We start from the raw sequence: 20,512 nt of genomic DNA on the forward strand, positions 1-20,512 counted from the left end.
GCGGCCCCGGTCCCGTGCGGTCTCGGTCTCGTGGCGGTCCCCGCCCATCCGGTCCGTGCGACCCGGCACGGCTGCCGAAGAGTCCTGGCGAGGGGCCGGGTCCTCGGCGGGCGCGCGGTCAGCGGGGGCCGAGTTCACGGCCGGTGACCATCTCGGGCGCGATCCGCACGAAGACCTCGTTCCGCGTCGGCATCCAGGAGGCGGGGCCGCTGCGCGACAGTCGCTCGTGCTCGGCGGGATCGGTGACGACGTCGGCCCGGCCGGTGACGACGACGCTCCAGCCGGAGCGGGTGGCCGGGTCGAACTCGTCGCCCTCGAACGCGACGACGACACCGTCGATGGCCCGCACCAGGTCGGAGGAGGCCGACGTGCACAGCAGCACCGAGGCGTCGCTGTCGAGCGCGAAGTTGACCGGGAGCACCGCGGGCAGCGCGCGCCGCGTGTAGACCACCCGGCCGACCGGCACCTCGGCCAGGAGTCTCAGGCACTCCTGCCGGTCGAGCGCGCGAAAGACATCGTTCTGAACCATCAGTCCATCGTCGGCGCGCCGCTCGAACACGGGTAGGGCCGGTCGGCCCGTTCTCCGGCCCGGGGAAGCCCCCCGGGGCCCCCGCAGAGCCCCACGGGCCCTGCCGGGCACTCGTGTCGTCCGGCGGGAACCCCTGGTTCGTGTTCTGCTCGGTGAATGCGCGTGGCTCGGACAACCTCGCGTGGCTCGGACCTCACGCGCCGGCCGTACCGGCGCGCCCCCCGAGCGGCGCCATGGGCCGCCCGGCCCGCCGCCGGGACCGTAGGGCCCCGTCACCGCGGCCCTTCGGCATCCGGCGCGGCCGGGCGTGGGACGGCAGGGTGGGAGGCGCCGGGGCACGGTCCGGCCCACACGAAGGGAGACATGGCCATGGCCGTACACGAGCACCCGTACCGGATGTCACCGCGGTGGCCCGCCGCAGGGAGGCCCGCCGTCTCCAGGCCCGCCGCAGACAGGCCCGTCGTCCCGAGGCCCGCCGTTCAGAGGTTCGCCGCGTGGTCCGGGACGTAGGTGCGCAGATCGCGCGGAGGGCGCTCGTAGCCGGTCGAGGCAGGTCGCTCGGGCAGTTGCAGCACCGCCGGCGGGACCTCGTGGTACGGCACGGAGTCGAGCAGGTGGGCGATCATGTTCAGCCGCGCCCGCCGCTTGTCGTCGCTCTCCACCACGAACCAGCGCGCCTCGGTGATGTCGGTGTGCACCATCATCTCGTCCTTGGCCCGCGAGTACGCCTCCCAGCGGGAGATCGACTCCAGGTCCATCGGCGACAGCTTCCAGCGCCGCAGCGGATCCTCCAGCCGTTTGCGGAACCGCTCCTGCTGCTCGGTGTCGCTCACCGAGAACCAGTACTTGCGCAGCAGGATCCCGTCCTCCACCAGCATCCGTTCGAAGATGGGGCACTGCCGCAGGAAAAGTTGGTACTCCTCCTCGGTGCAGAAGCCCATCACATGCTCGACCCCGGCCCGGTTGTACCAGGACCGGTCGAACAGCACGATCTCCCCCGCCGCCGGAAGGTGCTCGATGTACCGCTGGAAGTACCACTGGCCGCGCTCGCGCTCCGTCGGCTTCGGCAGCGCGGCGATCCGGGCGACGCGCGGGTTCAGATGCTCCGCGACCCGCTTGATCGTGCCGCCCTTGCCCGCCGCGTCCCGGCCCTCGAAGATCACCACCAGCCGAGCGCCCGTCGTCCGCACCCACTCCTGGAGCTTCACCAACCCCGTCTGCAGACGCAGCATTTCCTCTTCGTACGCCGCGCGCGGCACCTTCGTCGCCTTCTTGCCGGCCATGCCGCCTCCACCACCCTCTGACCCCTGTCGATGAGTTCCGGAGTCACCCATGACCAAGGTCGAACACCAGAACGTCACCGTACTTTCCGACGACGAACTGCGCACCCTGGACGCCCACTGGAGGGCCGCCAACTACCTGGCGGCCGGACAGATCTATCTGATGGCGAACCCGCTGCTGACCGAGCCGCTGCGGCCCGAGCACATCAAGCCGCGGCTCCTCGGCCACTGGGGCACCTCGCCCGGCCTCAACCTCGTGCACACCCACCTCAACCGTGTGATCAAGGCACGCGGCCTCGACGCGCTGTGCGTCTGGGGGCCCGGCCACGGCGGGCCGTCCGTGCTCGCCAACTCCTGGCTCGAAGGCAGCTACAGCGAGATCTACCCCGATGTCCCGCGGGACGCGGGGGGCATGGAGCGGCTGTTCCGGCAGTTCTCGTTCCCCGGCGGGGTACCGAGCCATGTCGCCCCGGAGACACCCGGCTCCATCCACGAGGGCGGCGAACTCGGCTACTCGCTGGCCCACGCCTACGGCGCCGCCTTCGACAACCCCGGTCTGCTGGTCGCCTGCGTGATCGGGGACGGCGAGGCGGAGACCGGGCCGCTGGCGGCCGCCTGGCACTCGAACAAGTTCCTGGACCCCGTGCACGACGGGGCGGTCCTGCCGATCCTCCACCTCAACGGCTACAAGATCGCCAACCCGACCGTCCTGTCCCGGCTGCCCGAATCCGAGTTGGACACGCTGCTGCGCGGCTACGGGCACATCCCCATCCATGTGACCGGCGACGACCCGGCCCAGGTGCACCGCGCGATGGCGGCGGCCCTCGACGAGGCGCTCGACCGGATCGCCCTCATGCAGCGCACCGCCCGCGAGGACGGCGTCACCGAGCGCGTGCACTGGCCGGTGATCGTGCTGCGCACCCCGAAGGGCTGGACCGGCCCCGCCGAGGTCGACGGGGAGCCCGTCGAGGGAACCTGGCGTGCCCATCAGGTCCCCCTCGCCGGGGTGCGGGAGAACCCGGACCACCTGCGGCAGTTGGAGGCGTGGCTGCGGTCGTACCGGCCGCAGGACCTGTTCGGCCCCGACGGGCGGCCCGTCCCCGACGTCCTCGCCTGCGTCCCCGAGGGGCCCCGCCGTCTCGGCGCCACGCCGCACGCCAACGGCGGCCTCCTCGTCCGTGACCTGCCCATCCGCTCCCTCGACGACTTCGCCGTGCCGGTGGACAAGCCCGGCACCACGCTGCACGAGCCGACCCGGGTCCTCGGCGGACTGCTGGAAGCCGTCATGAACGACACCCGCGACCGCCGGGACTTCCGGGTCGTCGGCCCGGACGAGACGGCCTCCAACCGCCTCCAGGCCGTCTTCGACGCCAGCGGCAAGGCATGGCAGGCCGGGACGCTGCCGGTGGACGAACATCTGGACCGGCACGGCCGGGTCCTGGAGATCCTCTCCGAGCACACCTGCCAGGGCTGGCTGGAGGGCTATCTCCTGACCGGCCGGCACGGACTGTTCTCCTGCTACGAGGCGTTCGTCCACATCGTCGACTCCATGGTCAACCAGCACATCAAATGGCTGCGGACCTCGCGTGAACTGCCCTGGCGCGCACCCCTCGCCTCCCTCAACTACCTGCTGACCTCCCATGTGTGGCGGCAGGACCACAACGGCTTCTCCCATCAGGACCCCGGCTTCGTCGACCACGTCCTGAACAAGAGCCCCGAGGTGGTCCGGGTCTATCTGCCGCCGGACGCCAACACGCTCCTGTCCGTCGCGGACCACGTCCTGCGCAGCCGGGACTACGTCAACGTCGTCGTGGCGGGCAAGCAGCCCTGCTTCGACTGGCTGTCCATGGACGAGGCCCGCGCCCACTGCGCGCGCGGCGCGGGCATCTGGGACTGGGCCGGCACGGAGAACGGCGGCGAACCCGATGTCGTCCTCGCCTGCGCCGGGGACGTCCCCACCCAGGAGGTGCTGGCCGCCGCCGGGCTGCTCCGCCGGCATCTGCCCGGACTCGCCGTCCGCGTCGTGAACGTCGTCGACATGACCCGGCTGCTGCCCCGGGAGGAACACCCGCACGGGATGAACGACTTCGAGTACGACGGACTGTTCACCACCGACAAGCCGGTGATCTTCGCCTACCACGGCTACCCGTGGCTGATCCACCGCCTCGCCTACCGCCGCACCGGCCACAAGAACCTGCACGTCCGCGGCTACAAGGAGTCCGGCACGACCACCACGCCGTTCGACATGGTCGTCCGCAACGACCTGGACCGCTACCGCCTGGTCATGGACGTCATCGACCGCGTCCCCGGCCTCGCCGTGCGCGCCGCCGCCGTACGCCAGCAGATGGCCGACGCCCGGACCCGTCACCACGCCTGGATCCGGGAACACGGCACCGACCTGCCCGAGGTCGCCGAGTGGGCCTGGAACGCCTGACGAGTGGCTCAGCCCGCCGCGGCGGGCACCGGCCCCGTCGGCTCCTCGGGCAGCCGGGGACGCACCTCGAAGACGTCGGTGAGGCCGGTGCAGCGCAGCAGCCGCAGAAAGCGGGAGTTGTCGGTGACCAGCCGGAGCCGGCCGTGCCGGGCCCGCGCCCGATTGCGGGCCCGGCACAGCACACCGAGCCCGGAGCAGTCGATGAACTCGACCGGACGCAGGTCCAGCACCAGGTCGGGATGGGGACGTGAGGTCAGGGCGTCCAGCCGGGCCGCGAGCGCGGGAGCCGTCACGACGTCTATCTCGCCCCGCAGTGTCACGACGGTCGCGCCGCCGGAGGTGCTGTGCGAGCGGGAGGGCGCGGACCCGGTGTCGTTCTCGTCCATGGGACGAGACAAGCCCTGGTGACCGGGTCGGTGGTAGGGCCGTTCGGTCCCTTTCGGGTCGGCCCGGGCGGGACGAGGTGCCCTCACCGGCGCACGGGCGGCCCGTGCGCGCCGGGCCGCGGGCGGACAAGCTGGATATGCGGGGCATTTCCCGCATGTGGGGTATTCCCGGTACTTCGGAGAAGGACGGTGAGGAGCGTCATGAAAGGCTTCGTCTTCCACGGACCCGGGCAGTCGGCCTGGCAGGACATCCCGGACCCCGCGCTCAGGGACCCCACCGACGCGGTCGTACGGGTCGACGCCGTGACCATCTGCGGCACGGATCTGCACATTCTCAAGGGCGACGTCCCCGACGTGCCTCCCGGCACCGTCCTCGGCCACGAGGCCGTCGGCGAGATCGTCGAGATCGGCGGCGACGTGCGGACCGTACGCCCCGGCGACCGCGTCCTGGTCTCCTGCATCAGCGCCTGCGGTCGCTGCCGCTTCTGCCGGGAGAGCGCCTACGGCCAGTGCCGCGGCGGCGGGGGCTGGATCCTCGGCCATCTGATCGACGGCACGCAGGCCGAGTACGTCCGCGTCCCCTACGCCGACCTGTCCGTCCACGTGCTGCCCAGCACGGTCGGCAACGAGGACGCCGTGCTCCTCGCCGACATCTTCCCGACCTCCTACGAGGTGGGCGTGCTCAACGGGCACGTCCGGCCCGGCGACACCGTCGCCGTCGTCGGGGCCGGACCCATCGGCCTCGCCGCGATCGCCACCGCCCGGCTGTTCGCCCCCGAGCGGATCGTCGCCGTCGATACCGCCCCGGCCCGGCTGGAGGCCGCCAAACGGTTCGGCGCCGACGCCGTGGCCGACGCCCGCGAGGACCCCGAGCAGCTCATCGCCGACCTCACCGACGGACTCGGCGCCGACGTGGTCATCGAAGCGGTCGGCCTGCCGGAGAGCTTCGAGGCGTGCACCCGCATGGTGCGCCCCGGCGGTCACGTCGCCAACGTCGGCGTCCACGGCAAGCCGGTCGTGCTGCACCTCGAAGACCTGTGGATCAAGAACGTCACCCTCACCACCGGGCTGGTCGACACCAGCTCCACCCCCACCCTGCTGCGCATGGCCGCCGCCGGCCGCCTGCCCACCGGGGACCTGGTCACCCACACGTTCCCGCTGAACCACATGGAGGAGGCGTACGACGTGTTCGGCCGGGCCGCCGACACCGGCGCCCTCAAGGTGGTGCTCGGCGACCTGCCGCACCGCGAGGTCGCCGTCCGCGCGGCCTGAGACCCGCCACGCACACGGGACGGAGCGACACCGCGGGGGATCGGTGCCGCTCCTGACTCCAGTGTCCCTCCGACCCCACCGCCCCGCAGGGGCCGAAGGTCCCGACCTCGGGGCGGTCTCGACCGCACTCGCCTGCCCTTCGCCGCAGTCGGATCTGCCCGCCCGGTCCCCGCCGGGTCGGCCGGATTCGCTACCGTGCCACGCGGCCGACCATTACGTTGGCCACAGGCCGGACCGGTGGGGTCCGTCGGACAGGGGACCGGAGGAACCGTCAGGTGGGAAGCTCCCAGGAGGCCCGGGTACGGCTGCCGCAGCTGAGACTGGACGAGCTGCTGGAGGAGCTCCAGGCGCGCCTGGACGCGGCCCGCGGCACCCGGGACCGGGTCCACAGCCTGCTGGAAGCGGTGCTCTCCGTCGGCCGGGAGCTGGACCTGGAGCAGGCCCTGCGCAGCATCGTCGAGGCCGCCGCCGTCCTCGTCGACGCCGAGTACGCGGCCCTCGGGGTGATCGGCCCCGACGGCAAGCGTCTGTCCGCCTTCCACACCGTCGGCGTGAGCGAGGAGCAGATCGCCCGGATCGGCCCCTTCCCCGAGGGCCACGGCATCCTGGGCGAGCTGATCCGCCACCCCGAGCCGCTGCGCCTGGCGAAGCTCTCCGAGCACCCGGCGTCGTACGGCTTCCCGCCCCACCACCCGCCGATGAACACCTTCCTCGGCGTCCCGATCCGGGTGCGCGACCAGGTCTTCGGGAACCTGTACCTGACCGAGAAGCGCGGCGGCGCGCAGTTCGACGAGGAGGACGTCTCGGTCACCCTCACCCTGGCCGTCGCGGCGGGCGTCGCGATCGACAACGCCCGGCTCTACGCGGAGTCCCGGCTCCGCGAGCGCTGGCTGCGGGCGAACGCCGAGATCGTGCACCGGCTGATGGCCGGCGGGGACCGCACCGAGGTCCTCGGCCTGATCGCCGACCGGGCCCGCGAGATCACCGGCGCCGCCCTCGCCGGGGTGGCCATGCCGATGGAGGAGACCGACTCGCTGTCCGTGGAACTCGCCCTGGGCCAGGAGGCGGAGACCCTGCACGGTCTGGTCCTGCCCGTGGAGGGCAGCCTGCTCGGCGAGGCATTCGCCGGGGCGACCGCCGTCACCAGCGCGGACGTCGTCCACGACGTACGGGTCTCGGCGGGCGCACCCGGCTTCACCGGTCTCGGACCGGCCGTGGCCGTCCCCGTCGGCACCGGTGAGAGCGGTGTCCGCGGTGTGCTGCTCCTGGTGCGGGAAGCGGGGCGGACGGCGTTCACGGAGAACGAGATCGACCTCCTGCGGGGCTTCGCCGCCCAGGCGGCGATCGCGATGGAACTCGCGGAACGCAGGCTGGAGGCCGAGGAGGTCGCGGTGCTCAAGGACCGCGACCGGATCGCCCGGGACCTGCACGATCTGGCCATTCAGAGGCTGTTCGCCACCGGCATGACCCTGCAGAGCGCGGGCCGGTTCATCGAGCACACCGAGGCGTCCGAACGTGTCTCGCGGGCCGTCGACGACCTCGACGAGACCATCAAGATCATCAGGTCGACGATCTTCGGCCTGCGCACCCGCGAGGGAGCCGCGGGCAGTGGTCTGCGGGCCCGCGCCGTCCGGGTGGTCGGGGACGCGGCGCCGGTCGTGGGCTTCGCCCCCAGCGTCCGGATGGAGGGCCTGCTGGACACGGACGTCCCCAAGGACATCGCCGACCACGTGGTGGCCGTCCTCTCCGAGGCGCTCACCAACGTCGCCCGCCACGCCCGCGCCGACCGCGCCGAGGTCGTCCTCGCCACCGACGGGCAGGAGCTGCGCCTGTCGGTCACCGACAACGGCGTCGGCGTCCCGGCGGAGGGCCGCCGCAGCGGGCTGCGCAACATGGCCGAACGCGCCGAGCAGCTCGGCGGCGGTTTCGACCTCACGGAACCCGCCGGGGGAGGCACCGCCCTGGTGTGGCGCGTACCGCTGAAGCACCCCTGACCAACCCGTTGCCCCTACGTCGGCCCTTCGGAGGTCGTACTGCCATGAGGGTCCATCACCTCAACTGCGGGACCCTGCTCCCGCCCACCGCCCGGCTGGTCTGCCATGTCCTGCTCGTCGAGGCGCCGAACGGCCTGGTCCTGGTGGACTCCGGCTTCGGACTGCACGACATCGACGATCCCGGACGGCGCCTCGGCGGGTCACGCCGTCTGCTCAGGCCCGTTCTCAAGGCGGACGAGACGGCCGCCCGCCAGGTCGAGGCCCTCGGCTTCCGCCGCGACGACGTCCGGCACATCGTCCTCACCCACTTCGACCTGGACCACATCGGCGGACTGTCCGACTTCCCCGACGCCCAGGTGCACACCACCGCGGCCGAGGTCCGCGGGGCCATCACCTCACCGTCCCGGCGGGAGCGGAACCGCTACCGGCCCGTCCAGTGGGCGCACGGCCCGAAACTCGTCGAGCACACCCCGGACGGCGAGGCATGGCGCGGCTTCGCCGCCGCCAAGGAACTCGACACCATAGCCCCCGGCATCGTCCTGGTCTCCCTGCCGGGCCACACCCGGGGCCACGCCTGCGTCGCCGTCGACACCGGTGACCGCTGGATCCTGCACGCCGGCGACTCCTTCTTCCACCGCGGCCTCGTCGACGGCCGCACCCCGGTGCCGCGCGTCCTGCGCGCCACGGAAGCGCTGCTCGCCCACGACTTCCCGCGGGTGCGCGCCAACCACGCCCGGCTGGCCGAGCTGTACGGGCGGGCCGACGCGGACCTGACCATCGTCAACGCCCACGACCCGATCCTGTTCGAACAGGCACGCGCCGGGCATCCCGGCGGCCCCGCCACTGGCCGCTGAGGCCCCCTCTTTGACCGCGAGGACCAGTTCTTCCCGGCCCGCCGCTCCGTAGGTTCCCCTCAACCCCTCGACGAGGGGACCGCGAACGGCCGGACAAGGGAACGGGTTCATGGAAACAAGCCGGTACGACACATGCGTGATCGGGGCGGGGCCCGCGGGGCTGGCGGTCGCCAGGGCCCTGACGGAGCGGAACCTGCCGTACACCCACCTCGAACGGCACACGGGGCCGGGCGGCATCTGGGACATCGACAACCCGGGCGGCCCGATGTACGAGTCGGCCCACTTCATCTCCAGCAGGACCCTCTCCGGCTTCGGCGGGTTCCCGATGCCCGACACCTTCGCCGACTACCCGCCGCACCGGCAGATCCTGTCGTACCTGACGTCCTTCGCCGACGCCTACCGGCTGACCGAGCGCATCGAGTTCGGCGTGGAGGTCGAGCACGTCGAGAAGAACGCGGACGGCACCTGGACGGTCACCCGGACCGACGGCCGGCGGACCACGCACGGCCAGGTCGTGGTCTGCACCGGCGCCCAGTGGCACCCCAACGTCCCCGACATCCCCGGCCACTTCACCGGCGAGGTCCGCCACACGGTCGGCTACCGCAGCGCCGAGGAACTGCGCGGCAAGCGCGTCCTGGTCGTGGGCGCCGGCAACTCCGGCTGCGACATCGCCTGCGACGCCGCCCGCAGCGCGGACCACGCGGTGATCAGCATGCGCCGCGGCTACTGGTTCATTCCCAAGCACCTCTTCGGCCGGCCCGTGGACACCATCGCGAGCGGCGGTCCGCACCTGCCGATGTGGCTGGCCCAGCGGGTCTTCGGCACCCTCCTGCGGATCGTCAACGGCGACCCGGCCCGACTCGGCCTGCCGAAGCCGGACCACAAGCTGTTCGAGACGCACCCCGCCATCAACTCCCTGCTGATCCACCACCTCCAGCACGGGGACATCACCGCCAAGCCGGGCATCGCCCGTACCGAGGGCCGCACCGTCCACTTCACCGACGGCACCCGCGACGACTTCGACCTGATCCTGCTGGCCACCGGATACGTCCACAAAGTGCCGGTCGCGCAGAAGTACTTCGGCGACGAGCAGCACCCCGACCTGTATCTGTCGTCGTTCTCACGCGAGCACCAGGGCCTGTTCGGCGTCGGCTTCGTCGAGACCAACTCCGGCGCCTACCGGCTGTTCGACACCCAGGCCCAGCTGATCGCCGGGTACATCCACGACGCACGGCACCGGCTGCCCAACGCGGAGCGCTTCGCCCGCATGATCCGCACCGACCGCCCCGACCTGTCCGGCGGCATCAAGTTCGTCGCCTCGCCCCGCCACACCGGCTACGTCGACAGCACCACCATCGTGAAGCACCTCTCCCGGATCGCCGCCGACATGGGCTGGCGCACCGAGGGCCAGCCCCCGCCCGTGCGGTCCGCGCGATGCTCGGAGGCGCTGTCATGAGCCGCTACGACTTCCACGACAAGGTCATGCTGGTGACCGGCGGCGCCGGCGGGATCGGCAGCGCGCTCTGCCACCGCTTCGCCGCCGGCGGCGCCCGCTGTGTCGTCGTCGACCTCGACGAGGCGCGCGCCGAGCGGGTCGCCGCCGAACTGCCCGGCACGGGCCACACCGCCGTCGGCTGCGACCTGACGGACCGGAACCGGGTGGAGCACCTCTTCCAGCAGGTCGCCGACCTGTACGGCCGGCTGGACGTACTGGTCAACAACGTCGGCATGACCAGCGCCGAACGCTTCGACACACGCACCGTCGAGAGCATCGAGCGGGAGATCACCGTCAACCTGACCTCGCCGCTGGTCACCACCAGGATCGCCGTCCCGTTGCTGCGGGCGTCGCGGGACGCCCGCGTGGTCACCACCGTCTCCCTCGGCGGGATCCTCCCCCTCGGCGAGACGCCGGTCTACACGGCCTCGAAGTTCGGGCTGCGCGGCGCGATGCTCGCCATCGGCCTGGACCTGAGGAGCAAGGGCATCCGGGCCGGGTCCGTACTGCCGTCGGCGACCGACACCCGGATGCTGCGCCAGGAAGCCGTCGACGGCGGGAACTCCCTGCAGTTCCAGGACGTGCCGCAGCAGCCCGCCGATGTGGTGGCGGCCGTGCTGAGCCTCCTCGACCGGCCCCGGCTGGAGGCGTACCCCCGTCCCGGCGAGTCCCGTCTGGTGCGGCTCGCGATGCTGGCGCCGAACCTGCTGCCGAAGGCGTTCCCGCTGTTCCGGCAGCGCGGCGAACGCGGCATGGCCCGCTACCTGGACGACCTGCGCCGCCGCGGACTGGCCCGGCAGGTCGACGGACGCTGGGAACTGGTGGAGGAGGGATGACCGTGATCGAGAGTCCCGCCGAGGGCCCCGCCGTGCTGGCCGTCGTCAACCCGGCCACCGGGGAGCGGATCACCACCGTGCCCGCCACCGGCGCCGAGGGGGTCGCCGAGGCCGTCGAACGGGCCCGGCGGGTCCACGAGTCCGGCGTCTGGTCGGGGCTGCCCGTCCGGGAGCGCGCCGCGGTGCTGCTGCGCCTCGCCGACCTGATGGAACGCGACACCGGGATCCTCGCCCGGCTGGACAGCGAGGACGCGGGAAAGCCCATCACGGAGTGCCTCACCGGTGACGTACCGGGAGCCGTCGAGTCGGTCCGCTGGTTCGCCGAGGCGGCCGACAAGGTCTTCGGCCGGGTCTCGACGGGCGGGCCCGACGCCCTGGGCCTGATGACCCGGGAACCGGTCGGGGTGGTGGCGGCGATCCTCCCTTGGAACTACCCGCTCGCCATGACCGCCTGGAAGGCCGGCCCCGCCCTCGCCGCCGGCAACTGCCTCGTGGTCAAGCCCGCCGAGGCGACCCCGCGTTCCGCCCTGCACCTGGCCCGGCTCGCCGCCGAGGCCGGTCTGCCCGACGGCGTCCTCACGGTCCTCACCGGCCACGGCTCCGTCACCGGAGCCGCCCTCGCCCGCAGCCCCGTCGTGGGGGCCCTGTCGTTCACCGGCTCCACCGCCACCGGGCGGCGCGTCCTCAAGGACGCGGCCGACAGCAACTTCAAACGGGTCTCACTGGAGATGGGCGGCAAGAGCCCCCAGGTCCTGATGGCCGACGCCCTCTCCTACGGTGACGAACTCATCGACCACATGATCGAGGCCGCGTTTCTGACGATGGGCCAGAACTGCACGGCGGGTTCCCGTGTCCTGGTCCACAGCGACATCGCCGACGAGGTGCTGGAACGGTTCACGACCGCCGCGCGACGCCTGGTCGTCGGCGACCCCGCGGACCCGGGCACCCGGGTGGGGCCTCTGATCGACCGGGCGGCCTTCGACCGGGTCGCGGCGGCGGTCGACGCCGCACGGGACGGCGGGGCCCGCGTCCACACCGGCGGACTGCTCCACGGCCTGCCCCGGCACGGGGCCTACTACCCGCCCACCGTGATCACCCGCGCGCCCGAGGGCAGCGACGTCCTCACCAGGGAACTGTTCGGCCCGGTCGTCACCGTCCAGACCTTCACTGCCGAGGACGAGGCGATACGTCTGGCGAACGCCACCGAGTACGGGCTCGCCGCCTCGGTGTGGACCCGCGACCTCGACACCGCGCTCCGACTCGCCCGCGGCGTCCAGGCCGGTGTCGTCTCCGTCAACGCCTACAGCGAGGGCGACATCACCACGCCGTTCGGCGGCTGGAAGCAGTCCGGGTTCGGCGGAGCGGAGAAGTCGACCGACGCCTTCCACCAGTGGACGCGTGAGAAGACGGTCTGGATCCGGACCCGTTGAGACCGGGCGGGCCCGGCGGACGACCGAGGCCCGCCCGGACCCGCCCGTCGCGGGGCACGCCCCTGCCCCGGCAGGGAGCCGTCACCCGTCATCCGGGCCGTCGGCCGGTGGGCTTCCGGCGCTCCAGCAGCCTCGCGCGCAGCTCCACCGGTGTCACACCGTGCCAGCGGCGCACCGCCCGCCGGAGCGCCCGCACATCCGCGAAGCCCGCCTGCCGCGTGATGTCACGCAGCGTCAGCCCGGGCCGGCGGAGGAGCTGTTCGACCCGCTCCCGGCGCACGCCGTCGACGAGCGCCTCGTACGTGGTGCCGCACTCGGCGAGGCGGCGGCGCAGGGTGCGTTCGCTGGAGGCGTGCCTGCGGGCCTGCTCCACGAACGAGGGGACGTCCGGTAGGCGCTGCGCGATGGAGATCTCCAGCACTTCGAGGAGGTCCTGCTGGTCACGGCGTGACGCCAGCTGCGCGTCCAGCATTTCCAGGGTCGAGGCGTACGTGATGGGGTCCCGCCCCGGCTGGGCCGCGCGCACCCAGCGCGCGGGGAACACCAGACGGTTGGCGGGGGCGCCGAAGCGCAGCGGGCAGCGGAACAACTCGTCGAACCGGCGGGTGTCGCGCGGCGCGGGGAACGTGAGGTCGACGGCCTCCGGGGCGAACGAGGCGCCGACGTTCAGCCGGGTGAGGGTGGCGGCGCTGGAGAACGCCTCCTCGATGAGGAAGACGGCGACCGCCGGGTCCAGCGCCGGGTCCGGCAGGTCGACGCGCAGGACGTAGCCGTCGCCCTCCCAGCGCGCCGACCACACCAGCATCGCCCCCGAGAGGTTCTGGTAGCGCAGCCCTGTGTCGATGGCCTGCTGGAAGGTGTCGGCGGCCATCATGGCGAGGCCGAGCGGCCCCCACGCGGTGAGGTGCTGCGCCGCGCCCACCCGCAGTCCCAGGTGCTCGTCGCCGGTCCGCTCCAGCGCCCGGCGGATGACGTCACTGCCCTGCCGGTACGAGACCCGCAGCGCGGCGGAGCGCATCACCGTGGCGTCGAGCCCGGCCTCGTCGAGCACGGGCCGCAGATCGACACCGTCCTCCTCGGCGACCCGCGCGAGATACCGCAGGATGTTCGGCGCGATGGTGGCGGAGGTGCTGCGGGCGGTACCAAGGGGGGCGGCGGCTGCGGCGGCGGTCGGTTCGGCCAGGTCGGTCGGGGGGCCGGGGGTGGCGTTCGGAGAGGGCGCCGGGGCCGTGGTGGCGGACTCCGGTTCCGGCGCCGCCGCGCTCGTGGCGGTCGCCCGAGCGCCGCGCGGGGGCGCCCCGGTGGTGACCTGGTCGGGAGCATCGTGCATCGCGTTCCCTCTCACCCGGGCCGTCCCTCGGCTCACTGTAGGCAACCTGGCCCCGACCTGTCCCGGGCGTGGCCGCCACGGCCCCCTGCCCGGCCGCCGACGCCCCGTCCCGTACGCGTCGGCCCTCTGCCGTCCCGTACGCGGCGCCCCCCTGCCGTCCGTACGCGCCGACCCGCTGCCGTCCCCCCTGGCGGGCCGATCGCTCAGGCCGAGCGGTGATCCCCGCGGGCACCCGCCGTCCGGGCCTCCAGGGCGCGCACCACGGCCGCCATGTCCTCGCCGCCGTGCCCCTGGTCGACGGTCTCTCCGAACAGCGCGTGGCAGACGTCGAGGAGCGGGGACGCCACATCGGCTCTGCGGGCGGCTTCCGCGATCAGACGGTTGTTCTTGAGGACGTCCGCGGCGGCGGCCTGCACGGTGAAGTCACGGGTCAGCAGCTTGGGCCCCTTCATCCGGGAGACGGCGCTGGCCATGGGGCCCGCGTCCAGGACGTCCCGCAGCAGCCCTTGGTCGAGCCCGTGCCGGTCGGCGAAGTGGAACGCCTCCGCGAGCCCGGTGACCAGCGTGATCAGGAACAGGTTCACGGAGAACTTCATCAGCAGCGCCCCCGGGACGGCACCGCACACGAACGTCTCCCGGCACAGGGGAGCCAGCAGGGGCCGTACGGCCGCCACGGCGTCCTCGTCACCCGCGAGCATCCCCACGAGTTCGCCCCGCTCGGCCGGGACCCGGGAGCCGGAGACCGGCGCCTCGACGTACCGCCCGCCGGACGCCCGGATGCCGTCCCGCAGACCGGCCGAGTACTCGGCGGAGGTCGTACCCATGTGCACGACCGTGCGCCCGGCGACGCGGGCGGCGAACTCCGGGGTGCCGCGGCCCAGGACCGCGTCGACGGCGGTCTCGTCGGCCAGCATCAGGAACACGGTCCCGGCCCGGTCGAAGACCTCGCCGGGCCCCGCCGCGACCTCGGCACCGGCGGCCCCCAGCGGCGCGCACCGCCCCACGGTGCGGTTCCAGACGACGAGGGGCGTCCCGGCACGGGCGAGGTTGAGGGCCATGGGCTGCCCCATGACCCCGAGGCCGATGAAACCGACGTTCACGATCCCCTGCCTTCCCGGCCCACCCGCGAGCCGTGCCGCCCCGACCGCCGACTATGACAGCGGTCATAGTAGCCGCGTCTATGACGGCGGTCATAGGGTGGCGCCGAGAGGACGGGCCGCGACGGCCGGTCACACCCACCAGGGTCGGAGACGCTCGGGACGCGGGAGGACAGGGATGGCGCAGTCCGAACGGGGGCCGCGGGAGCGGATGGTCTTCAGCGCGGCCCAGCTGATCCGGCGCGAGGGCGTCGCCGCGACCGGGATGCGGGAAGTCGCCGCGCACGCGGGGGCGCCGCGCGGCTCGCTCCAGCACTACTTCCCCGGCGGCAAGGAGCAACTGGTCAACGAGGCGGTGGACTGGGCGGGCCGGTACGCCGGCAAGCGGGTCGCCCGCTTCCTCGCCGCGCTGGACGAGCCGACGCCCGGCGGGCTGTTCACCGAGATGGTGCGGCAGTGGACCGACGAGTACGAGACCGCCGGATTCGCCGGCGGCTGTCCCGTCGCCGCGGCGACCGTGGACTGCGCCGAGTCCACCGCGTCCACGCGTACGGCGGCAGCCGCCGCGTTCGCCACCTGGGCCGGTCCGGTGGCCGGCGCGCTCACGGACATGGGCGTACCCGAGGAACGGTCCGGGGCGCTCGCCACCCTCATGATCAGCGCCCTGGAGGGGGCGATCCTGATGGCCAGGGCCGAGCGCGACATCCGCGCCCTGACGACCGTCGCCCGGGAACTCGGCCCCCTCCTCGACGCGGCGGTGCGCGAGGCCGGCTGATCGCCCTACCGCAGCGTCGCCAGGAACTTCCCCAGCCGGGCGATGCCCTCGCTCAGGTCCTCGGCCGACGCCGCGTACGACAGCCGTACGTGGCTGTCCGCCGTGCCCACGCCGAAGTCCCGGCCCGGAGTCAGCGCGACATGCGCCTCCCGCAGGGCCCGTTCGCAGAACTCCCACGAGGTGAGCCCGGTGCCGCCGACGTCGAAGTAGACGTAGAAGGCGCCGTCCGGTGGCACGGGGACGGGCAGCCCGACACGCTCCAGTCCGTCCAGGACGAGCGCCCGCCGCTCGGTGAACTCGACCCGGCGGGCCTCACAGACCGCCAGGGACTCCGGGGTGAAGCAGGCGAGGGCCGCCTGCTGGGCCGGGGCGGACGCGCACAGGAAGTAGTTCTGGGCCAGGCGTTCCAGCGCCGGTACGAGCGGCTCGGGCACGACGCACCAGCCGAGCCGCCAGCCGGTCATCCCGAAGTACTTCGAAAAGCTGTTGATCACGACGGCACCGGGGTCGAACGACAGCGCGCTACGAGGCGGCCGGCCCCGCTCGTCGTGGTCGCCGAGGTCGAGGTAGATCTCGTCGACGAGGCGCCACGCGTCCCGCTCGCGGGCCGTCTCGCAGATCGCCGCGAGTTCGCCGGCCGGCACGGAGGTGCCCGTCGGGTTGGACGGGGTGGCGACCATGACCCCGCGCGTGTTCTCCGTCCAACTCGACCGCACCGACGAGGCGGTCAGCTGGTACCGGCCCTCGGCGGTGGTCGGGACGAGACCGACGCGGGCGCCGAAGCTCTCGACGATCTGGCGGTTGCACGGGTACGCCGGGTCCGCGATGAGCACCTCGTCGCCGGGGTCGACGAGCGCGGCGGCGGCCAGCACCAGCGCCGCCGAGGCGCCCGCGGTCACCACGACCCGCGCCGGATCGACCTCGACGCCGTGCCGGCCCGCGTAGAACCCGGCGATGGCCTCCCGGAGGGCGGGCAGCCCGAGGGCGGCCGTGTAGGAGAGGGGCCGGCCGTCCATGGCGTCGCGCATGGCGTCCAGGACGGCCGGCGGCGCGCCGAAGTCGGGCTCCCCGAGGCTCAGTTTGACGACGTGGTGCCCCTGGGCCTCCAGGGCGGCGGCGTACTTGCCGAACTCCATCGCGTAGAACGGGGCGATTGCCCGGGCACGTGCCGAGATCCGTACGTTGCTCATACCGGGACCTTAGGCGCGCGGCACCCGCCGCACACAGCCCCGTCCACCCACCGGCCTCCCCGAGGCCCGCCCGCCCCGCCGCCCGGTTCGTCCCGACGCCGGGTTCGTCCCGACGCCGGGTTCGTCCCCCGCGGCCCGCGGGCGCGGGGGACGACCTCGCTCAGCGCTTGAGCGTGAAGGTGAAGTCGCTGGACGTCCTGCCGTTCAGGGGGACCGTCGAGACGAGTTTCCCTTCCCCGATCAACCGCTCGACCTCGGCCCGCGGGAGGGCGCAGCCCTCCGCGATCAGCCGGACCGGGCGGACGGGGATCCGCGCCGCGAAGCGGACCGACACATCGATCACCTCGCGGTCCAGATGCTCCCGGCCGCCGGTGTCGAGACGCCAGGCGCCATCCCAGTCGAGGGCGACACGGCTACGGCGCCGCACGACCGGGTCCTGAAGCAACTCGGCCGCCAGCGCGGGATCGTTGTCGTGCAGCCGGTCCAGCAGCTCCGGCCGTACGGAACGCACATGCGCCCGCTCCAGGACCGGAAGCTTCGCGGTGTCCCCGCACCCCGTGCAGAGCACGAGGAGCCAGGCGTCGATGAGCTTGTGGTTCGCGTTGACACGGAACTTGCCGTTCGCCCGGAAGCGCTGGGACGCGCACGCGGGACAGCGACGCACGACGAGCGGCAGGCAGGTGGGCATGACCACCCAGGTGGTGAGCACAGAAGTACACCGGTTTCAGTGAGAAGTCCGCAGCAGGAAGCAGCGCGGCGCGGACGAGCGCGACGCGCGACAGATCAGCAGTCGGGAGGTCTCACACGGTGTACAACGGCACGTCCTTGATCGGGGGACTCGGGTCGGCAGCACGGTAGCGGCGCACGTCGGTGCCGCTCCACCGATTTACGGCGGACGCGGGTACCCGCCCGTCACCGCGCCGCCGGCGGGCGGGGCTCTGTCGAACCGGTTCGCCGGAAAGTAGCATCGCCGCCCACGCCTAGCAATGGTTCCGGCAGGGATCCAGACTGGGTATGACGGAGTTCGGCACGAGGCATTGACAGTGTCCCGGTCCGCTCCTAACTTCCTTCACGCGAACCGGTTCGACGACCGGCTCGCCCCAGAACCGGTTCGAGCAAGGAGTCGCCGTGAACATCGGTGAGATCGCCAAGCGGGCCGGTGTCTCGCGTTCCACCGTGTCGTACGCGTTGAGCGGGAAGCGTCCGGTGTCGGACGAGACGCGCGAGAAGATCCAGCGCGTCATCGATGAGCTGGATTACCGTCCGAACGCGAGTGCGCGGGCTTTGGCCAATGGACGGACCAGCACGATCGGTCTGGTCTTCCCGCCGGCCGGCAACCACTACACGGGCATGCAGCTGGATTTCATCGGCAGTGTGGTGGAGGCCGCGGCGGCGTACGACTACGACGTGCTGTTGTCGCCGAGTGGTGTGGACAGTGACCGTTCGTTCCAGCGGTTGCTGGGGGAGCGGCGGGTCGACGGGGCGATCCTGATGGAGATCAGGTTGCAGGACGACCGGGTTGATCACCTGGCTGCTCTGGACTTCCCCTCCGTCGCCATCGGCCGCACCGCCCATCCGGAAGGCGGCTGGTGGGTGGGCCTGGACCACACCGCGCTCGCGGCGGCCTGCGTCCACCATCTGGCGGACCTCGGCCACCGCCGTATCGCCTTCGTCAACCGGCCCGAGCAGTTGCTGCGGGCGGGCTACGAGTCCGCCCACCGGGGGCTGGACGGCTTCACCAAGGCCGCAGCCGAACGCGGGCTGACCGTGCGGACGTACTGCTGCGGGGACGATGCCGCCTCGGGGCAGGCGTGTCTGGAGCGGATTCTGGCCGAGGACCCGACCACCACGGCTCTGGTGACCCTGAACGAGGCCGCCCTCGGCGGTCTCTACCGGGGGCTCGCCCACGCCGGCCGCCATGTTCCACGCGACTTCTCGGTGACCGGAGTGGTGGCGTCCCGGTGGGCTCAGACGGTGACCCCGCAGCTCACCGCGGCGGACGTACCGGCGGAGGAGATGGGCCGGCGTGCCGTCGACCTGCTCATCGAGCGCCTGGACCACCCCGGCGCCGCTCCCCGCCACCACCTCCTCGCCCCGCCGATCTCCCTGCGGGCCAGCACCGGCCCCGCGGGCGGCGCCACCTACGCCGACCCCGCCGGCGCCTCCTGAACCACGCCCCCCGAGCCGCGAACCCCCTGAACAGCGACTCCTGAACCGCAGATCACGGGCCCTTCCCGTTCCCCCCTCTCTGCACCGGCCACCCGGACCCGACACCCCTGACGCGGCCGTTCGGTGTGCCCGTATGCCCTCTTCGCCCCTGTCACGGCACAGCTGTGCCTGGAACCAAGGAACCCGCCATGCGTAGAACCACCAGCCGCCGTCTTATCGCTACGGCTCTGACGACTGTTGTCGCCGTCGTCGGCACCGCCTGCTCCTCCGGATCGGGCAGCACCGGCGCCGCCAAGGACGCGGACGGGGGCACCTACACCATCTGGGACCCGTACCCGCAGTTCGACAAGACCTCGGCCTGGGCGAAGCTGCTGGACGACTGCGGCACCCAGGCGGGTGTGAAGGTCAAGCGGACCGCGTTCGACACCAGCGACCTGTCGAACAAGGCGCTGCTGGCGGCCCAGCAGGACAACTCCGCCGACGTGCTCATCGTCGACAACCCGGTGGTCTCCACGCTGGCCGAGGCGGGCGTCCTCACCACGACCGACGAGAACAAGCTGGACACCTCCAAGGTGGACCCGAACCTGCTCGCGGCCGGCCAGTCCGGCGGCAAGACCTACGGCATGCCGATCGGTGCCAACACGCTCGCCCTCTACTACAACAAGGAGGTGCTGAAGAAGGCCGGCGTGGATGTCGCCTCGGTGAAGGACTGGAAGTCGCTGACGGCGGCGCTGGCGAAGGTGAAGAAGGCCGGCAAGAAGGGCATCACGTTCTCGGCGATCGGCACGGAGGAGGGCAGCTTCCAGTTCCTGCCCTGGTTCTGGGGCTCCGGCGCCCAGCTGACCGACCTCGACTCCGACCAGGCCGTCTCCGCCCTGTCGCTGTGGAAGGGCTGGCTGGAGAAGGGGTACGCCCCGAACTCGGTCATCAACAACACGCAGACCACCAGCTGGCAGGAGTTCGCGAGCGGCGACTACGCGTTCGCGGAGAACGGCACCTGGCAGCTCGCCAACGCCGAGAAGGCCGGCTTCGACTACGGCGTCCTGCCCATACCCGGCGTCAACGGCGGCAACGCCGCAGCCCCGACCGGCGGCGAGTTCGTCACCCTCCCCGTGCAGGGCGACACCGCCCGCTACGCCACCGCGCGGAAGCTGGCCACCTGCCTGACCAGCACCCAGAACCTGCTCGACACCGACACCACCCTGTCCTACGTGGCGCCCACCGCCGAAGTGCAGGACAAGCAGGTAGCGGCCAACGCCCAGCTCAAGCCCTGGGTGGACGCGGTGAAGGCGGCCAAGGGCCGCACCAGCGACGACCTGGGCACCAAGTACCCGAAGATCTCCGAGCAGTTGTGGAAGGCCGTCCAGTCCGCCCTCAGCGGGGCCGGGTCGCCGAAGGACGCGCTGGCCAAGGCGCAGTCCGCAGCCCAGTAGCCAGGAAC

The 20,512-nt window shown here is 72.4% G+C and carries 17 protein-coding genes; 10 read left to right on the forward strand and 7 right to left on the reverse strand.

Annotation, left to right across the window (positions count from 1 at the left end; all coding sequences use genetic code 11):
- Positions 1-118: 118 nt before the first annotated feature.
- Both ACZ4Z2_RS36050 and ppk2 read right to left on the reverse strand, forming a co-directional pair.
- Positions 119-529 carry a pyridoxamine 5'-phosphate oxidase family protein gene (locus tag ACZ4Z2_RS36050; RefSeq protein ID WP_468081885.1) on the reverse strand — a complete coding sequence of 137 codons (411 nt, stop codon included), beginning with the start codon at positions 527-529 and terminating at the stop codon, positions 119-121.
- A gap of 479 nt (positions 530-1,008) precedes the next feature.
- Positions 1,009-1,812 carry a polyphosphate kinase 2 gene (ppk2, locus tag ACZ4Z2_RS36055; RefSeq protein ID WP_468081887.1) on the reverse strand — a complete coding sequence of 268 codons (804 nt, stop codon included), beginning with the start codon at positions 1,810-1,812 and terminating at the stop codon, positions 1,009-1,011.
- Positions 1,813-1,861: 49 nt separating this feature from the next.
- On the opposite strand from ppk2, the gene ACZ4Z2_RS36060 reads away from it, so the two are divergent.
- The gene (locus ACZ4Z2_RS36060; protein ID WP_468081889.1) at positions 1,862-4,243 is read left to right on the forward strand and encodes a phosphoketolase family protein; all 2,382 of its coding nucleotides are present in this window, start codon (positions 1,862-1,864) and stop codon (positions 4,241-4,243) included.
- 8 nt (positions 4,244-4,251) lie between these two features.
- On the opposite strand, the gene ACZ4Z2_RS36065 is transcribed toward ACZ4Z2_RS36060, so the two are convergent.
- A complete protein-coding gene (locus tag ACZ4Z2_RS36065) occupies positions 4,252-4,629 on the reverse strand; it encodes an STAS domain-containing protein (RefSeq protein ID WP_468081890.1) in 378 nt (125 codons plus the stop codon).
- 201 nt (positions 4,630-4,830) lie between these two features.
- Between ACZ4Z2_RS36065 and ACZ4Z2_RS36070 the strand changes: the two genes are divergently transcribed.
- The 6 genes from ACZ4Z2_RS36070 to ACZ4Z2_RS36095 all read left to right on the forward strand — a co-directional run bounded on the left by ACZ4Z2_RS36070 (position 4,831) and on the right by ACZ4Z2_RS36095 (position 12,510).
- Complete coding sequence (locus ACZ4Z2_RS36070) at positions 4,831-5,901, forward strand: zinc-dependent alcohol dehydrogenase family protein (RefSeq protein ID WP_468081892.1); 1,071 nt, start codon at positions 4,831-4,833, stop codon at positions 5,899-5,901.
- Between the two features lie 275 nt (positions 5,902-6,176).
- On the forward strand, positions 6,177-7,895 hold the full coding sequence (locus ACZ4Z2_RS36075) for a sensor histidine kinase (RefSeq protein WP_468081894.1): 1,719 nt from the start codon (positions 6,177-6,179) through the stop codon (positions 7,893-7,895).
- Between the two features lie 44 nt (positions 7,896-7,939).
- Positions 7,940-8,749, forward strand: coding sequence for an MBL fold metallo-hydrolase (locus ACZ4Z2_RS36080; protein ID WP_468081896.1), 810 nt, complete (start codon positions 7,940-7,942; stop codon positions 8,747-8,749).
- 109 nt (positions 8,750-8,858) lie between these two features.
- The gene (locus ACZ4Z2_RS36085) at positions 8,859-10,205 is read left to right on the forward strand and encodes a flavin-containing monooxygenase (RefSeq protein WP_468081898.1); all 1,347 of its coding nucleotides are present in this window, start codon (positions 8,859-8,861) and stop codon (positions 10,203-10,205) included.
- Positions 10,202-11,080 carry an SDR family NAD(P)-dependent oxidoreductase gene (locus ACZ4Z2_RS36090; protein WP_468081899.1) on the forward strand — a complete coding sequence of 293 codons (879 nt, stop codon included), beginning with the start codon at positions 10,202-10,204 and terminating at the stop codon, positions 11,078-11,080. Before ACZ4Z2_RS36085 ends, ACZ4Z2_RS36090 begins: the two co-directional genes overlap by 4 nt.
- Entirely contained in the window at positions 11,077-12,510 is a 1,434-nt protein-coding gene (locus ACZ4Z2_RS36095; RefSeq protein ID WP_468081900.1) for an aldehyde dehydrogenase family protein, read from the forward strand. Before ACZ4Z2_RS36090 ends, ACZ4Z2_RS36095 begins: the two co-directional genes overlap by 4 nt.
- Positions 12,511-12,598: 88 nt before the next feature.
- On the opposite strand, the gene ACZ4Z2_RS36100 is transcribed toward ACZ4Z2_RS36095, so the two are convergent.
- Both ACZ4Z2_RS36100 and ACZ4Z2_RS36105 read right to left on the reverse strand, forming a co-directional pair.
- Complete coding sequence (locus ACZ4Z2_RS36100; protein WP_468081902.1) at positions 12,599-13,840, reverse strand: AraC family transcriptional regulator; 1,242 nt, start codon at positions 13,838-13,840, stop codon at positions 12,599-12,601.
- 203 nt (positions 13,841-14,043) lie between these two features.
- On the reverse strand, positions 14,044-14,940 hold the full coding sequence (locus tag ACZ4Z2_RS36105) for an NAD(P)-dependent oxidoreductase (protein WP_468081903.1): 897 nt from the start codon (positions 14,938-14,940) through the stop codon (positions 14,044-14,046).
- A 175-nt stretch (positions 14,941-15,115) separates the two neighbouring features.
- On the opposite strand from ACZ4Z2_RS36105, the gene ACZ4Z2_RS36110 reads away from it, so the two are divergent.
- Positions 15,116-15,712, forward strand: a complete 597-nt coding sequence (locus ACZ4Z2_RS36110) for a TetR/AcrR family transcriptional regulator (protein WP_468081904.1) — start codon at positions 15,116-15,118, stop codon at positions 15,710-15,712.
- 5 nt (positions 15,713-15,717) lie between these two features.
- On the opposite strand, the gene ACZ4Z2_RS36115 is transcribed toward ACZ4Z2_RS36110, so the two are convergent.
- Entirely contained in the window at positions 15,718-16,902 is a 1,185-nt protein-coding gene (locus ACZ4Z2_RS36115) for a pyridoxal phosphate-dependent aminotransferase (RefSeq protein ID WP_468081906.1), read from the reverse strand.
- A 160-nt stretch (positions 16,903-17,062) separates the two neighbouring features.
- Entirely contained in the window at positions 17,063-17,611 is a 549-nt protein-coding gene (locus ACZ4Z2_RS36120) for a DUF1062 domain-containing protein (RefSeq protein WP_468081907.1), read from the reverse strand.
- Between the two features lie 419 nt (positions 17,612-18,030).
- On the opposite strand from ACZ4Z2_RS36120, the gene ACZ4Z2_RS36125 reads away from it, so the two are divergent.
- Together ACZ4Z2_RS36125 and ACZ4Z2_RS36130 are read left to right on the forward strand one after the other, a co-directional pair.
- Positions 18,031-19,071, forward strand: a complete 1,041-nt coding sequence (locus tag ACZ4Z2_RS36125) for a LacI family DNA-binding transcriptional regulator (protein ID WP_468081909.1) — start codon at positions 18,031-18,033, stop codon at positions 19,069-19,071.
- 188 nt (positions 19,072-19,259) lie between these two features.
- The gene (locus ACZ4Z2_RS36130; RefSeq protein ID WP_468081910.1) at positions 19,260-20,504 is read left to right on the forward strand and encodes a sugar ABC transporter substrate-binding protein; all 1,245 of its coding nucleotides are present in this window, start codon (positions 19,260-19,262) and stop codon (positions 20,502-20,504) included.
- Positions 20,505-20,512 lie beyond the last annotated feature (8 nt).

It is taken from the genome of Streptomyces sp. NPDC030183, assembly GCF_055573455.1.